This is a genomic window from Paraburkholderia sp. MM5496-R1 (assembly GCF_050436205.1).
Taxonomy (GTDB): Bacteria; Pseudomonadota; Gammaproteobacteria; order Burkholderiales; family Burkholderiaceae; genus Paraburkholderia; species Paraburkholderia tuberum.
Genome location: NZ_JBNDLT010000002.1, coordinates 3,387,982 through 3,403,651 on the forward strand (window position 1 = coordinate 3,387,982; position 15,670 = coordinate 3,403,651).

A 15,670-nucleotide genomic window follows, 5' to 3' on the forward strand; every position below is an offset into this window, starting at 1 on the left:
CGTCGGAATTCGGACTGGATGCGGTTCATGCGCGAAAGAATACGATAAGAAAAGCGCTGGTGTAAACCATGAATTTGCACTGGCGCTGCATCGGGGGGAATTTGCCGCCGTGCAATCAGACCGCGTTCGCGAGATCGGCCGCGCTGGTGAACGAGTCCGCGTAGAACTCGTCTTCCGGCAACTGGTGATGCTGCGTGAAGTCGCGCAGCGCCGATTCGACCATCACCGGCGCGCCGCATGCATACACCTGGTAGGCCGACAGATCGGGCAGATCCTCGATCACCGCCCGATGCACGAAGCCCGTGCGGCCCGTCCATGCGTCGCCCGCATCGGGTTCGGAGAGCACCGGCACGAACTTGAAGTTCGGAATCTCGTGCGCCCATTGCTCGGCGAGTTCGAGCAGATACAGGTCTTTCTTGCGGCGCGCGCCCCAGTAGAGCGTCATGGGGCGCGTCATGTTCTTGAACACCGCATGCTCGACGATCGCCTTCAGCGGCGCGAAGCCCGTGCCCGACGCGAGCAGCACGATCGGCTTGTCCGAGTCTTCGCGCAGGAAGAACGTGCCGAGCGGCGCTTCGAAGCGCAGGATGTCGCGCTCCTTCATCGTGTTGAACACATGGTCGGTGAACGCACCGCCGGGCATGTGGCGGATGTGCAGCTCGACCGGGCCTTCGACGTGCGGCGCGCTCGCCATCGAATAGCTGCGGCGCTTGCCGTCCTTCAGGATGAATTCGAGGTACTGGCCGGCCAGATATTGCAGACGTTCGTTGGCGGGCAGTTGCAGCTTCACGACGATCACGTCGTCGGCCTTGCGCTCGATCGCGTTCACGCGGCACGGCAGCTTCTTGACCTGCACATCGCCGACGCCGGCCACTTCGCGGATGTCGACTTCGAGATCGGAGCACGCGCTCGCGCAGCACAGGAGCGCCATGCCGCGCGTCTTTTCGTCGTTCGACAGCGCCGACGACGAGTGCGCGCGCTGTTCGACCTCGCCGCTCACGACCGTGCCTTTGCACGAACCGCACGCGCCGTTCTTGCAGCCGTACGGCAGGCCGATGCCTTGACGCAGCGCTGCGGAGAGCACCGGTTCGTCCTGTTCTACCTGAAACTGCCGGCCGGTTTGCCGGAGCGTGACGTTAAATGCCATAAAGTGTTCGGAATCGAAAATTCGGAATCGTAATCGGACCCGCCGGATCAACCGCGCGGTACCTGTTGCGTGTGACCGCTACAATGCGCCCACCATGAAAGCGACACGAAACTTCCGCCGGCCGCGCGTGCTGATCGTAGGATGCGGCGACGTCGGCATGCGCTGCGTGCCCCTGTTGCGGCCGCGCGCGCGTATCTTCGCGTTGACGAGCCATGCCGCGCGCTGCGATGAGTTGCGCGCCGCGGGCGTGATGCCGCTCGTCGGCGATCTCGACGCGCGCGGCAGCCTCAAACGGCTCGCGCGCCTCGCGCCGACGGTGCTGCATCTCGCGCCGCCGCAGAAGTCCGGCGACGACGATCGACGCACTCGCGCGCTGCTTGCGACGTTAGGTGCCGCGGGCCGCATGCACGCTTGCGCGGCGAGGTCGTCCGTCGCGCCGATCGCGCGGTTGCGCCGTGCGCGCGCTTCAGGTCTGGACGCTGAAACACCCGATATTGTACCCGACGGGGTGCGCCGGACCGGCGCTTCGCGCGCACCGGTGCGCATCGTTTACGCGAGCACGACGGGGGTCTACGGCGATTGCGGCGGCGCGTGGATCGACGAAACGCGCGCGCCGCGGCCCGCGAATGCGCGCGCCAAACGTCGCGTGTCGGCCGAGCGGCAGTTGCGGCGCGCGACGGCGCGCGGCAGCGTCGCCACGAGCATCGCGCGGATCCCGGGCATCTATGCGCGCAACCGTCTGCCGCTCGCGCGGCTCGAAAGAGGCACGCCGGCGCTCGTCGATGCCGACGACGTCTACACGAATCACATCCACGCCGACGACCTCGCCGCGATCCTCGTGCGTCTCGCCACGCATGGCCGGCCCGCGCGCGCACTGCACGCGTCCGACGATTCGTCGCTGAAAATGGGGGAGTATTTCGACGCGGTCGCCGATGCGTTCGGGCTCGCGCGCCCGCCGCGCATCACTAGAGAGCAGGCGGAGCAGCAGATCGATCCGCTGCTGCTGTCGTTCATGCGCGAGTCGCGCCGGCTCGTGAACCGGCGTCTGAAGGAGGAATTGCGGGTACGTCTGCGCTATCCGAGCGTCGAGGATTTTTTGCGCGAGGCGAACGGGAAACGCGGCTAGGGCGGCAGCAGAAACAAAATGTCGCCTCGCGAGGGCGGAGTTGCCCCGCAAAGCGTATCCGCCGCACCGCATCAATGCGCCGCGCAACACGAGCTGCGCGGTCCAACCGGCATCAGGTCAGCGCAGGCAGCACTTCCAGCAACAGGAAGCACAGCATGCCGCCGATCAATGCGCCGATCAGATTCGGATGGTACTTATGGCGCAGCCGCATGATGACCAGCAATCCGCCGACCAGCAGCAGCGCAAGGCAGATAAACGAGATCATCGCGTGCGAAAACGCCATCGTGCCGTCGATTTGCATGGCGCCCCTCCTTGAAACCTTTGTAGTCGTTTGTTTAGACGAGTATAGGGCGATATGTAAGCAACGGCATGCTGCAACGCAACGGCCTATGTTCGGTGCACCGCAATGCGCGCGGGCTTTCTCCGGCGCATCAAGGGCTTAGGCGGGCCCTCATTGCGGCTAGTCGTTTACCCGGCCCGCAGCGCGGCAAGACCCGCTGCGTCGAGCCATTGCCATGCGCCGGGCGCGAGCGCCGCGGGAAGCGCGAGCCCACCGATCCGTTCGCGATGCAGCGCCTCGCAGCGGTTGCCCGAGGCCGCGATCATCCGCTTGACCTGGTGGTATTTGCCTTCGAGCACGGTGAGCGCGAGCGTGTGAGTGTCGCGCGCCTGGGCGTCGAGCGCGGCGCTGGGTTTCGTTTCGCCGTGCAGCAGCACGCCGTCGCGCAGCGCGGCGAGCTGCGCGTCGTCGAGCGGATGGCGCGTGGTCGCGACGTAGAGCTTCGGCACCTTGCGTTTCGGCGACGTGAACTGATGCACGAACTTGCCGTCGTCGGAGAGCAGCAGGAGGCCCGTGGTGTCCTGATCGAGACGGCCGACGCACTGCACGCCGCGCTCGGCGAACTGCGGCGGCAGCAGGCTGAACACGCTCAGATGATGCTGCGGATCGCGCGAGCATTCGTAGCCGATGGGCTTGTTCAGCAGCAGATACGCGTGCTCGCGATACGGCCATTCGACGCCGTCGACGCTAAAGCGCAACGCGCCGCCATCAACAGCGAAATCGGCGTCGGCATCGGTGCAAATCGCACCGTCGACGCTGACGCGGCCGTCGCCGATCAGCGCACGGCATTGGCGGCGCGAACCGAAACCTTGAGTGAAGAGGATGCTTTCGAGATTCATGGCGAGCGAAGAATAACACCGCAAGAACCGGAGCGCCCCGCGGGCCCTGAGCGCCGACGATGAATGCCTCACGTCAAACCTCGGGAGTGCATCGATGTCCGCCACGTCTTCCCCTTCGTCGTCTTCGCCGTCCAATGCGCAACGTCTGCCCCGCGCATTCCAGCGCCTCGCCTGGTCGAACCTGTGCGCGCAATCGGCGGAGCAGATCAGCCTCGCCGCCGCACCGCTCGTCGCGGTGTTCGCGCTCGGCGCCGACGCGCGCGATACCGGTCTGCTGCAAACCGCGCAGACGCTGCCGTTCCTGTTGCTGTCGATGCCGCTCGGCGTCTGGGCCGACCGCCGCTCGCGCCGCGTGCTGATGACGCTCGCCGAGAGCGTGCGGGTCTGCGCGATGCTGTGCGTGCTGCTGCTGGTGCTCACGCATGCGCTGAACCTGCCGCTGCTCGCCGCGCTCGGCTTCGTCGCCGCGACGGGTACGGTCGCCTACAACGTTGCGGCGCCGTCGCTGGTGCCGTCGATCGTGCCGCGCGACGCCTATGCGAGCGCGAACGGCCGGCTCGAACTCGCACGCAGCGTCGCGTATTCGGCGGGGCCGGCGCTGGGCGGCGTGCTGGTCGGCTGGATCGGGGCGGGCTGGGCGTATGGGGGCGCGGCAATGTTGTCGGCGTTCGCGGTCGCGTTGCTCGCGGGATTGCGCGAGCCGCCGCGCGCGGCCGCGCCGCGGCGGCACTTCATGCTGGAGCTGCGCGACGGCACGCGCTTCGTGCTGCGCGATCCGTTGCTGCTGCCGATGCTGCTGACCGCCGTGTTCTTCAATCTCGGCTTCTTCATCCTGCAGGCGATCTATGTGCCTTACGCGGTGCATCGGCTGGGGCTCAATGCCTCTGCGGTCGGCGTGACGCTCGGCGCGTACGGGGTCGGCATGGTCTGCGGCGCGCTCGCCGCGCCCGCGGTCGCGCGGCGTCTCGCATTCGGCCGTCTGCTGATCGTCGGACCGTCGTGCGGGCTGCTCGCGTCGCTCGTGATGGTGGCGACGCTGTTCGTCCCATCGTTCTGGCTCGCGCTCGCGAGCTTCTTCCTGCTCGGCGCGGGACCAATCCTGTGGGTCGTCGGCTCGACCACGCTGCGTCAGGCGATCACGCCCGAACGGATGATCGGCCGCGTGTCCGCGCTGATCAGCACCGCCACCTACGGCGCGCGGCCGGTGGGCGCGCTGCTCGGCGCCGCGCTCAGCGCGCGCTGGAGCATCGACGTGTGTCTGGTCGCGGCGTCGCTCGCGTTCGTCGTGCAGGCGCTGATCATCGTGATGTCGCCGGCGGCGCGGCTGCTGGGCATTCCCGAACAGAGCGCGGCGGCGTACTGAGCGGCGGAGCGCGGCACGCGGTGAAGCCAGCCGTCGCCCTGATGAAAATGGATTTTCATCGGGGTGCGGCATGGCGTCGATGCCGAACTCCGTTGTCTGAAAACCTTCGGTCGGTGAAAACCCTCGAAATAATGAAAATGAATTTTTTTCGACGCGTGTTTCATGTAAATATAATTTCATCCTGTTCACATAGAACAACCGCGCCTTTCCGCTCGCATGATCCATCACCCGTCCGCCGTGTCGAACTCCGCCGAGCAGGCCATTGCCGCGCGCATCACCGCCGCGATGCCGACGCTCACGCCAATCCACCAGCGCATGGGCGAGTACGTGCTGGCCCATCTGTTCCGCGCGGCGACGATGCGTATCGACGAGCTCGCGAGCGTGGTCGGCGCGTCGGTCGCGAGCGCGAATCGCTTTGCGCGCGCGCTCGGCTTCGACGGTTATCCGCAGTTTCGCGAGGCGCTCGTGCGTGGCTTCGAGGCGACGCTCGCGCCGGTCGAGCGGCTGCGCAGCGCGCAGGAAACGCTCGCGGCCGGTGACGATCTGATCGACGCGTCGCTCGAGCAGGCCGCCAACAATCTGCACGCAACGCGTACGTCGATCGATCGCGCGACCGCCGACGCCGCCGTCGACGCGATCATCGCCGCGCGTCGCGTATTCGTGATCGGCTTCGGCGCCAGCGCGTTTCTCGCGAGCCTGATGGAGCACGGACTGCTGCCGTATCACGACAACGTGCATTCGCTGGCGCTGAGCGGCGGGCCGTCGCATGCGGCGCGGCACCTCGTGGGTTCGGGCCCGGGCGATCTCGTGATCGGCATCGCGTTTCCGCGCTATGTCGAGGACACGATCGAGCTCGCGCGCCGCGCCTCCGAACGCGGCGCGCGCGTGCTCGCGCTCACCGACGGTCCGCGCTCGCCGCTCGTGCGGTTCGCGGACCTGGCGCTGTATGTCCGCACCGACCGGCGTCTCGCGTCGAATGCCGATTCGGCTGTGCTCGCGGTCATCGAGGCGTTGTGCGACGCGGTGGCGTATCGCGCGCAACGCTCGGTCAAGGCGGCCGCCGAGGTTAGCGAGTTCGTGCTGCCGTGGCTGTTCGATCCGCAGTCGGGCGCGGCCGGCGCCGCGCAGGAGCCGGCGCGCGCCCTGAGCAAAGCCGCGCGCGCGAAGGCTGCAAGGCTAAAACACAGCGACGGCGCAAAGGCCGACAGCACCCAAGCCAGAAGCACGAAAGCCAGGGATGCCGAAGCAAAAGCCATCACAGCACCCCGCACTCCCCGAACCAACCGCACTCCACGATCCAAACGATGAACTCCAACGCAGTCATTGCCATTCACGGCGGGGCCGGGACGATCCTGCGCACGTCGATGTCGGCCAGCGCCGAAACCGGATATCACGCGGCGCTCAACGCGGTGCTGAGTGCTGGCCAGCGCGTGCTCGCCGACGGCGGCAGCGCGCTCGACGCGGTCAGCGAAGCGGTGCGGCTGCTCGAAGACTGCGCGCTCTTCAATGCGGGCCACGGCGCGGTCTACACGGCGGCCGGCACGCACGAGCTCGACGCCGCGATCATGGACGGCCGCACGCTCGACGCGGGCGCGATCTGTTGCGTGAAGCGCGTGCGCAATCCGATTCTCGCCGCGCGCCGCGTGCTCGAGCGCAGCGACCACGTGCTGTTCACCGGTGACGGTGCGGAAGCGTTCGCGGCCGCGCAGGGGCTCGAGTTCGTCGACAACAGCTACTTCGATACCGACGCGCGCTATCGCCAATGGCAACTGGCGCGTGAGCAGCAGCGTCCGATGCTCGATCACGACGCCGCGACGCTCGCGTCCACGGCTTCGAGCAACGACGACCCGACGCCGCACGAGCCGATCGATCCGAATCGCAAGTTCGGCACCGTCGGCGCAGTCGCGCTCGACCGCCACGGGCATCTCGCCGCGGCGACCTCGACGGGCGGCGTGACCAACAAGCAGGTGGGCCGCGTCGGCGATACGCCGCTGATCGGCGCGGGCTGCTACGCGGACGACGCGACCTGCGCGGTATCGACCACCGGCGCGGGCGAAATGTTCATGCGCATGGTCGCCGCCTACGACGTGGCCGCGCAGATGGCCTATCGCCAGGTCTCGCTCGAAGAAGCCGCGCACGACGTCGTGATGAACCGCTTGCCGAAGATCGACGGACGCGGCGGCCTCGTCGCCGTCGACGCGCGGGGCAACGTCACGCTGCCGTTCAATACCGAGGGTATGTACCGCGGTTTCGCGCGGCTCGGCGAAGCGCCGGTGACGGCGATCTATCGCTAGCCGCTGAAGCGTGTCGCCACATGCCTGAGGCCCCGTTAGCCGCGTTCGAATTCAAAGCAAAGGAACCACCGTGCCTTCTTCCTCGCACACCGCCAGCCCGCTTGTCGAAACCCTGCCGCCGCAGCGCGTGCTGGCGGTCGACGATCTGACGGTCGCGTTCCGCCGCGGCGATTCGACCTTCAACGCGGTGCGCAATCTGTCGTTCACGGTCGAGCGCGGCGAGACGCTCGCGATCGTCGGCGAATCGGGCTCGGGCAAGTCGGTCACGTCGCTGGCGCTGATGCGGCTGATCGAGCATGGCGGCGGCCGTCTTGCCGGCGGCAGCATCGCCTTCCGGCGGCGCGACGGCAGCGTGCTCGATCTCGCGAAGGCGTCGTCCGGCACGATGCGCACAGTTCGCGGCGCCGACATCGCGATGATCTTCCAGGAGCCGATGACCTCGCTCAATCCGGTCTTCACGGTCGGCGATCAGATCAGCGAGGCGATCGCGCTGCACCAGGGCAAGAGCCGCGAGGCGGCGCGCGCCGAAACCTTGCGTCTGCTCGAGATCGTGCGGATTCCCGAGGCAAGGCGCGTCGCGGCGCGTTACCCGCATCAGCTGTCGGGCGGCATGCGCCAGCGCGTGATGATTGCGATGGCGTTGTCGTGCAAGCCCGCGCTGCTGATCGCCGATGAACCGACCACCGCGCTCGACGTCACGATCCAGGCGCAGATCCTGCAATTGATTCGCGGCTTGCAGGACGAGATGAACATGGGCGTGATCTTCATTACGCACGACATGGGCGTGGTTGCCGAAGTGGCCGACCGCGTGCTCGTCATGTATCGCGGCGAGAAGGTCGAGGAGGGCGCGTCGGACACGCTGTTCGCCGCGCCGTCGCATCCGTACACGAAGGCGCTGCTCGCGGCGGTGCCGCGGCTCGGCTCGATGCACGGCACTGATCAGCCCGCGCGCTTTCCGATCCTGAGCGTCGAGCAGGCCGGCGCGAACGGCGCCGATGCGGCGGTGCAGCCGGCGGCGGCTGTCGCCGAAGAAGCGCAGCCGCTGGTGCGCGACGACACGCCGCCGATCCTGCGCGTGCGCGATCTGGTCACGCGCTTTCCGGTCCGTAGCGGCCTGTTCGGCCGTATGACGGGCCGTGTGCATGCGGTCGAAAAAGTCAGCTTCGATCTGCGGCCCGGCGAAACGCTCGCGCTGGTCGGCGAGTCGGGCTGCGGCAAGTCGACCACGGGCCGCTCGCTGCTGAGGCTCGTCGAAAGTCAGAGTGGCTCGATCGAATTCGCTGGCAAGGAAATCAGCTCGCTGACCGGGCCCGCGTTGCAGGCCCTGCGCCGCGATATCCAGTTTATTTTCCAGGACCCGTTCGCGTCGTTGAATCCGCGCTTGACCGTCGGCTTCTCGATCATGGAGCCGCTGCTCGTGCATGGCGTCGCGCAGGGTGGACAAGCGCAGGCGCGCGTCGCGTGGCTGCTCGAGAAAGTCGGTTTGCCGGCCGAGGCCGCGCGCCGCTATCCGCATGAGTTTTCGGGCGGCCAGCGTCAGCGTATCGCGATTGCTCGCGCGCTCGCGTTGAATCCGAAGGTCGTGATCGCCGACGAATCGGTGTCCGCGCTCGACGTCTCCGTGCAGGCGCAGATCGTCAATCTGATGCTCGACCTGCAGCGCGAGCTCGGCGTCGCGTATCTGTTCATTTCGCACGACATGGCGGTGGTCGAGCGGGTCAGCCATCGCGTCGCGGTGATGTATCTCGGCCAGATCGTCGAGATCGGTCCGCGTCGCGCGGTGTTCGAGGCGCCGCAGCATCCGTACACGAAGAAGCTGATGAGCGCGGTGCCGGTCGCCGATCCCGCGCGCCGTCACGCGAAACGCATGCTCGCCGCCGACGATATTCCAAGCCCGATCCGCGCGCTGCACGACGAGCCGGTCGTCGCGCCGCTCGTCGCGGTGGGCCCGGATCATTTCGTCGCGCAGCATCGCGTCGGCGGCGCTTATTGAGCGAAGCGCCGCATCGCATTGAAGCGGAAGACCTGAAGCGCGAGACCCGAAGCATCAGCAATCGAAGCAACAGCAAGAGAAACATCAGCACTTGAAGCCACACCAACCATAACGGCCCTGTCACATCCTTAACTCGCAGCCTGGAGCAATCTCATGAACCTGCTGTTCCCGTCCTCTCCGTTTCGTTTGCGCGCGCTCGTCAGCGGCGGCGCGGTGGTGTTCGCGACGCTCGCGGGCAATCTGGCGCACGCCGAAACGACGGCCGTGATGGCCGTGGCGTCGACCTTCACGTCGCTCGATCCGTACGACGCGAACGACACGCTGTCGCAGGCGGTCGCGAAATCGTTCTATCAGGGCCTGTTCGGCTTCGACAAGGACATGAAGCTCGTCAACGTGCTCGCCGACAGCTATGAGGCGAGCCCCGACGCGCGCGTCTATACGATCAAGCTGCGCCATGGCGTGAAGTTCCAGGACGGCACCGACTTCAATGCGGCCGCCGTGAAGGCGAACTTCGACCGCGTGACCGATCCGGCCAACAAGCTGAAGCGCTACAACATGTTCAGCCGCATCGAGAAAACGGAAGTGGTCGATCCGTACACGGTGCGCGTCACGCTGAAAACGCCGTTCTCGGCGTTCATCAACGTGCTCGCGCATCCGTCTGCGGTGATGATCTCGCCGGACGCGCTGAAGAAGTACGGCAAGGACATCGCGTTTCATCCGGTCGGCACGGGCCCGTTCGAACTCGTGAAGTGGGACCCGGCCGGCGACCTGACCGTGAAGAAATTCGCCGGCTACTGGAAGAAGGGTTATCCGAAGATCGATGCGATCGACTGGAAGCCGGTCGTCGACAACAACACGCGCGCCGCGCTGATCCGCACCGGCGAAGCGGACTTCGCGTTCCAGGTGCCGTTCGAGCAGGCCGCGCAACTGCAGTCGAGCCCGAAGGTCGATCTGATCGCGGCGCCGTCGATCATCGAGCGCTACATCAGCATGAACATGAACCAGAAGCCGTTCGACAACCCGAAGGTGCGTGAGGCGCTGAATTACGCGGTCAACAAGGAAGCGCTGACGAAGGTCGCGTTCGCCGGGTACGCGACGCCGGCCGACGGCGTCGTGCCGCAGGGCGTCGACTATGCGGTCAAGCTCGGACCCTGGCCGTACGATCCCGCGAAGGCGCGCGAACTGCTGAAGGAAGCGGGCTATCCGAACGGCTTCGAAACGACGCTGTGGTCCGCGTATAACTACTCGACCGCGCAGAAGGTGATCCAGTTCGTGCAGCAGCAGCTCGCGCAGGTCGGCATCAAGGCCAGCGTCGAGGCGCTCGAAGCGGGTCAGCGCGTCGCCAAGGTCGAAAGCGCGCAGGACCCGGCGACCGCGCCGGTGCGGATGTACTACGCGGGCTGGTCGTCGTCGACCGGCGAGGCGGACTGGGCGATCAGCCCGCTGCTCGCGGGCTACTCGATTCCGCCGAAGATGGTCAACACGTCGTACTACAAGAACGACGCGGTCGACAACGATCTGAAGCAGGCGCTCGAAACGACCGACCGCACGCAGAAGGCCGCGCTCTACACCGACGCGCAGAAGCGCATCTGGGCCGACGCGCCGTGGATCTTCCTCGTCAAGGAGAAGGTCGTGTATGCGCGCAGCAAGCGTCTGTCGGGCGCTTACGTCGCGCCGGACGGCTCGTTCAACTTCGACGAGATCGCGATCAAGTGATGAGTTGACGAGGCGGCATGCGCAGGCGGCGGTTCACCCAGCCCGCCGCCGCACACGAGTCCTCGTTGCCCGCCTGATTTGCCGCTCAATTGCCGCTCATTTGCCGGACTGGTTTCATGCTGAACTTCCTCGTCAAACGTCTGCTAGGTCTGCTGCCGACGCTCTTCATCGTCGCCGTGCTGGTGTTCCTGTTCGTGCATCTGCTGCCGGGCGATCCGGCGCGGCTCGCCGCCGGTCCTGAAGCGGACGAGGCGACCGTGGCCCTCGTGCGCTCCGACCTCGGGCTCGACAAGCCGCTGCCGCAGCAGTTCGTCCGTTTCTTCTGGCGGATGGCGCATGGCGACTTCGGCGTTTCGACGCGCAGCAAGCGGCCGGTGAGCCAGGAGATCGCGGAGCGCTTCTTCCCGACGTTGTGGCTGACGATCGCGAGCATGGTGTGGGCGGTCGTGATCGGCATGGCGATCGGCATCGCCTCGGCGGTGTGGCGCAACCGCTGGCCGGACCGCCTGGGCATGACGCTCGCGGTGTCGGGCATTTCGTTTCCGGCGTTCGCGCTCGGCATGCTGCTGATGCAGATTTTCTCGGTGCAGCTCGGCTGGCTGCCGATCGTCGGCGACGGTTCGTGGCGCAGCTACGTGCTGCCGTCGCTGACGCTCGGCGCGGCGGTCGCGGCCGTGATGGCGCGCTTCACGCGGGCCTCGTTCGTCGAGGTGCTGCACGAGGACTTCGTGCGCACCGCGCGCGCGAAGGGCGTGCCCGAGCGGCTCGTGATCATCAAGCACTGCCTGCGCAACGCGCTGATTCCCGTCGTCACGATGATGGGGTTGCAGTTCGGCTTTCTGCTCGGCGGCTCGATCGTCGTCGAAGTGGTGTTCAACTGGCCGGGCCTCGGCCGTTTGCTCGTCGATGCCGTGTCGATGCGCGACTATCCGATCATTCAGGCCGAGGTGCTGTTGTTCTCGCTCGAATTCATCATCATCAACCTGATCGTCGACGTGCTGTACGCGGTGATCAACCCGACCATCCGTTTCAAGTGAGGCCCGCATGAGCACCACCGCCACCGGGCCGAATGCGGCCACTCCCACTGCCTCCGAACGCGCGATCCGCACACCGTGGAGCGAGTTCTGGCGCAAGTTTCGCAAGCAGCATGTCGCGCTGGCCGCCGGCGTGTTCGTGCTGCTGCTGATCGTGGTCGCGATCATCGCGCCGCATATCGTGCCGTACGACCCCGAGAATTTCTTCGACTACGACGCGCTGAACGCGGGGCCGTCGGCCGCGCACTGGTTCGGCGTCGATTCGCTGGGCCGCGATATCTTCAGCCGCATCCTCGTCGGCTCGCGCATTTCGCTCGAGGCAGGCTTTCTGTCCGTGGCGATCGGCGCGGTGATCGGCACGTTCTTCGGTCTGCTTGCCGGTTACTACGAGGGCTGGTGGGATCGCATCACAATGCGCGTGGCCGACGTGCTGTTCGCGTTCCCCGGCATTCTGCTCGCGATCGGCGTGGTCGCGATTCTCGGCAACGGCATGATCAACGTGATCTGCGCCGTGGCGATCTTCAGCATTCCGGCGTTCGCGCGGCTCGTGCGCGGCAATACGCTGATGCTCAAGCAGCTCACCTATGTCGAGGCGGCGCGCAGCATCGGCGCGTCGGACTGGACGATCATGGCGCGGCACATTCTGCCGGGCACGATTTCGTCGGTCGTCGTGTATCTGACGATGCGCATCGGCACGTCGATCATCACGGCGGCGAGCCTGTCGTTTCTCGGCTTGGGCGCGCAGCCGCCGACGCCCGAGTGGGGCGCGATGCTCAACGAAGCTCGCGCCGATATGGTGACCGCGCCGCACATCGCGCTGTTTCCGAGCCTCGCTATCTTCCTGACCGTGCTCGCGTTCAACCTGCTCGGCGACGGTCTGCGCGACGCGCTCGATCCGAAGCTGGATCGGCCATGAGCATGAGCAACCATCATTCGGCTGAGCGCGCGCCGCATATCGGCACGTTGCCGGCCGGAGCGCTCGGCACGATCGCCGACGTGGACGGCGTCAGCGTCGGTCATTGCACGCTTGCCGAAGGCGCGCTGCAAACCGGCGTGACCGTGATCCGGCCGCATCGCGGCGATCCGTTCGTCGACAAGGTGCCGGCCGCCGCGTCGGTGATCAACGGCTTCGGCAAGAGCGTCGGGCTCGTGCAGCTCGACGAACTCGGCACGCTGGAGACGCCGATCGCGCTGACCAACACCTTCGGCGTCGGTACGGTCGCGCAGGCGCAGATCCGCGCGGCGATTCGCGCGAATCCGCGCATCGGCCGCGAATGGTCGACGCTCAATCCGCTCGTGTTCGAGTGCAACGACGGCTACCTGAACGACATTCAGGCGCTTGCCGTGACCGAACGGCATTTCAACGAAGCATTCGACGCGGCAAGCGCCGATGTCGCGAGCGGTGCGCTCGGCGCGGGGCGCGGCATGTCGTGTTTCGATCTGAAGGGCGGCATCGGCACTGCGTCGCGCGTGTTCAGTGCGGGGGGCCGGGACTACACCGTTGGCGCGCTCGTGCTTGCCAACTTCGGCCGTCTGCCGATGCTGACGATCGACGGCACGCCGCTCGGCCGCATGCTGGCCGAACGCGCGGCCGTCGCTGAGGCGTCGAATGCTGCCAGTGCCGCTGCTAATGCGACCCCCGACCAACCCGAGCAAGGCTCGATCATCATGATCGTCGCGACCGATGCGCCGCTCGACGCGCGCCAGCTGAAACGCCTGTCGTTGCGCGCGGCGGCCGGTCTCGCGCGCACCGGCTCGGTGTACGGCCACGGCAGCGGCGATATCGCGCTGGCGTTTTCGACCGCGTACACGGTGCCGCACGGCGCGGACTTCGTCGCGCTGCCGCCGCTGGTCGCGGATCACTGTATGGACCCGCTGTTTCGCGCCTGCGCCGACAGCGTCGAGCAGGCGATCGTCGATGCATTGTGGAGCGCCGAGTCGGTCACCGGTCGCGACGGTCATCGGCGGCTGTCGCTGCGCGACAGCGTGCCGGACCTTGCCCACTTGCTGAGGAATTCCGTGCGATGAAAGTCCTGATCTCCACCGACATCGAAGGCATCGCCGGCGTGTTCCATGCCGAGCAGACGCGCGCGGGCAACGGCGAATACGAAGCCGCGCGACGCTGGATGACGCTCGAAGCCAACGCGGCCATCGAAGGCGCGTTCGCGGGCGGCGCGACCGACGTGTGGGTCAATGATTCGCACGGCGGCTTTCGCAACCTGCTGCCCGATCTGCTCGATCCGCGCGCCCAGCTCGTGCTCGGCAAGCCGCGCACGCTGGGCATGATGGCCGGGCTCGAATACGGTGCGGCGCTGGTCTTCATGATCGGCTATCACGCGAAGGCGCAAACGCGCGGCATCCTCGCGCACACGATCAACAGCTTCGCGTTCGCGCGCGTGGCGTTCAACGGCGTGGAGCTGGGCGAAGCGGGGCTGTACGGTGCGCTCGCCGAAGAATATGGCGCGCGTGTGGTGCTTTTATCGGGTGACGACGTGTTCGCCGAGGAAACCGCGCCGTGTTTTCCCGGCGCGCGTTTCGTCGTCACGAAGACCGCGACCGGGCAAGCAAGCGGCGTCACGCGGTCGCCCGCGAGCGTGCGCGAGGCGCTGCGGGCCGCCGCGCGCGACGTGGTCCGTCAGCATGTCGAAGCGGGCCGCGCGCCTGCCGCGACGCGCGCGGAGCCGCGAACGATCGACTGCGAACTGCGCGTGCAAACGAGCGGGCTCGCCGATCTGTTCTGCCAATGGCCGACGCTTACGCGCGTCGATGGCGTGACGTTGCGCTTCACTGCGGCGTCGGCCGAGCATGCGGTGCGGATGCTGAACGGTCTGTCGGCGATGTCGTTCATGCTGCGCTGAGCCGCGCGGCGTCGAGCCGCCGGCTTACTGCTGCTGCCGGCTCAACTCGCGCGCCGCGTGATCGATCGCCTCCGCTACCGCCCCGGCGTGCGACACCGGCGCGAGATGGCTCGACGCGATCGGCACCACCTTCGCGCCGATGCGCGCGGCGATCATTCTCTGCAGATCGGGCGACACCGCGTGGTCTTTCGTCGTCAGCACGTACCACGATGGTTTGTCCTTCCAGCCGACCTGATCGACCGGTTCGTCGAATGCGCTCGCGGCGATCGGCACCTGCGCGGCGGCGAGCACGCGTGCGACGGTCTCGGGCACGTCGGCGGCGAGATCGGCGTGATAGCGCGCGCGGTCGATCCACAAAAATCCGTTCGCGTCCTTGCTGATGCTCTGGCCGGCCGGCATCGGCCCGCCGGCCTTCATCACGTCCATCGCCGATTCGTGCAGTTGCGGCGCAAGCGCGGCGACATACACGAGCCCGGCGACGTTCGGCGCGTTCGCGGCGACCTCGGTGATCACGACGCCGCCCCACGAGTGCCCGACCAGCAGCACCGGACCGTTCTCGCGATCGAGCACGCGGCGGGTCGCGGCGACGTCGTCGGCGAGCGAGGTCAGCGGGTTCTGCACCGAGCTCACGTGATAACCCTTTTGCTGCAGCTTCGCGACCACGCCGTTCCAGCTCGATCCGTCGACGAACGCGCCATGCACGAGCACGATGTTGCGCACCGGGCCGCCGAGCGCGGCGGCAGGCGGCTTGCTGGCAGTAGCGGGGGCAGGCGCTGGCGCAGGCTGGCCGCTTGCCTGCGACGCGGCGTCATCGGCCGGTTGCTGGGCGGCGGGCACCGTCTGCGCGAGCGCGGACGGACTGACGCCCGCGAAACTGAGGCACAACACGGCGGCGCAAAGCAGACGTTTGGCCAACATAGTGAAGCTCCGCAGCGTGAAAAGTGGACTTCGGCAACATAC

14 protein-coding genes are annotated in these 15,670 nt (G+C 66.9%); 10 read left to right on the forward strand and 4 right to left on the reverse strand.

Going from position 1 to position 15,670, the window contains the following annotated elements:
• Positions 1 to 115: 115 nt before the first annotated feature.
• A complete protein-coding gene (locus OKW38_RS22750; protein ID WP_429363133.1) occupies positions 116 to 1,147 on the reverse strand; it encodes a CDP-6-deoxy-delta-3,4-glucoseen reductase in 1,032 nt (343 codons plus the stop codon).
• 94 nt (positions 1,148 to 1,241) lie between these two features.
• Here OKW38_RS22750 and OKW38_RS22755 point away from each other — a divergent pair, with 94 nt between their 5' ends.
• Complete coding sequence (locus tag OKW38_RS22755) at positions 1,242 to 2,273, forward strand: SDR family NAD(P)-dependent oxidoreductase (protein ID WP_429363134.1); 1,032 nt, start codon at positions 1,242 to 1,244, stop codon at positions 2,271 to 2,273.
• A 112-nt stretch (positions 2,274 to 2,385) separates the two neighbouring features.
• Here the strand turns inward: OKW38_RS22755 and OKW38_RS22760 are convergent, their stop codons facing one another.
• A complete protein-coding gene (locus tag OKW38_RS22760) occupies positions 2,386 to 2,574 on the reverse strand; it encodes a hypothetical protein (RefSeq protein ID WP_090801547.1) in 189 nt (62 codons plus the stop codon).
• Positions 2,575 to 2,741: 167 nt separating this feature from the next.
• Positions 2,742 to 3,452 (reverse strand): pseudouridine synthase, encoded by a 711-nt coding sequence (locus OKW38_RS22765; protein ID WP_018421566.1) that lies wholly within the window; start codon positions 3,450 to 3,452, stop codon positions 2,742 to 2,744.
• Between the two features lie 94 nt (positions 3,453 to 3,546).
• Between OKW38_RS22765 and OKW38_RS22770 the strand changes: the two genes are divergently transcribed.
• The 9 genes from OKW38_RS22770 (at position 3,547) to OKW38_RS22810 (ending at position 14,710) form a co-directional block, all read left to right on the forward strand.
• Entirely contained in the window at positions 3,547 to 4,815 is a 1,269-nt protein-coding gene (locus OKW38_RS22770; RefSeq protein WP_429363136.1) for an MFS transporter, read from the forward strand.
• A 216-nt stretch (positions 4,816 to 5,031) separates the two neighbouring features.
• On the forward strand, positions 5,032 to 6,123 hold the full coding sequence (locus tag OKW38_RS22775) for a MurR/RpiR family transcriptional regulator (protein WP_429363138.1): 1,092 nt from the start codon (positions 5,032 to 5,034) through the stop codon (positions 6,121 to 6,123).
• Positions 6,120 to 7,109: an isoaspartyl peptidase/L-asparaginase family protein gene (locus tag OKW38_RS22780; RefSeq protein ID WP_429363140.1), complete on the forward strand. Its 990-nt coding sequence runs from the start codon at positions 6,120 to 6,122 to the stop codon at positions 7,107 to 7,109. The genes OKW38_RS22775 and OKW38_RS22780 overlap by 4 nt, the downstream gene beginning before the upstream one ends.
• A 70-nt stretch (positions 7,110 to 7,179) precedes the next feature.
• A complete protein-coding gene (locus OKW38_RS22785; RefSeq protein ID WP_429363142.1) occupies positions 7,180 to 9,102 on the forward strand; it encodes a dipeptide ABC transporter ATP-binding protein in 1,923 nt (640 codons plus the stop codon).
• Positions 9,103 to 9,255: 153 nt separating this feature from the next.
• The gene (gene gsiB, locus OKW38_RS22790; protein WP_090801538.1) at positions 9,256 to 10,818 is read left to right on the forward strand and encodes a glutathione ABC transporter substrate-binding protein GsiB; all 1,563 of its coding nucleotides are present in this window, start codon (positions 9,256 to 9,258) and stop codon (positions 10,816 to 10,818) included.
• Between the two features lie 116 nt (positions 10,819 to 10,934).
• Positions 10,935 to 11,855 (forward strand): glutathione ABC transporter permease GsiC, encoded by a 921-nt coding sequence (gsiC, locus tag OKW38_RS22795; protein ID WP_090801536.1) that lies wholly within the window; start codon positions 10,935 to 10,937, stop codon positions 11,853 to 11,855.
• Between the two features lie 7 nt (positions 11,856 to 11,862).
• Positions 11,863 to 12,768 carry a glutathione ABC transporter permease GsiD gene (gene gsiD / locus OKW38_RS22800; RefSeq protein ID WP_187613329.1) on the forward strand — a complete coding sequence of 302 codons (906 nt, stop codon included), beginning with the start codon at positions 11,863 to 11,865 and terminating at the stop codon, positions 12,766 to 12,768.
• Entirely contained in the window at positions 12,765 to 13,880 is a 1,116-nt protein-coding gene (locus tag OKW38_RS22805) for a P1 family peptidase (RefSeq protein ID WP_429363144.1), read from the forward strand. Before gsiD ends, OKW38_RS22805 begins: the two co-directional genes overlap by 4 nt.
• Positions 13,877 to 14,710 carry a M55 family metallopeptidase gene (locus OKW38_RS22810; protein ID WP_429363146.1) on the forward strand — a complete coding sequence of 278 codons (834 nt, stop codon included), beginning with the start codon at positions 13,877 to 13,879 and terminating at the stop codon, positions 14,708 to 14,710. Before OKW38_RS22805 ends, OKW38_RS22810 begins: the two co-directional genes overlap by 4 nt.
• A 24-nt stretch (positions 14,711 to 14,734) precedes the next feature.
• On the opposite strand, the gene OKW38_RS22815 is transcribed toward OKW38_RS22810, so the two are convergent.
• Positions 14,735 to 15,628: an alpha/beta fold hydrolase gene (locus OKW38_RS22815; RefSeq protein WP_429363148.1), complete on the reverse strand. Its 894-nt coding sequence runs from the start codon at positions 15,626 to 15,628 to the stop codon at positions 14,735 to 14,737.
• Between the last annotated feature and the right edge of the window lie 42 nt (positions 15,629 to 15,670).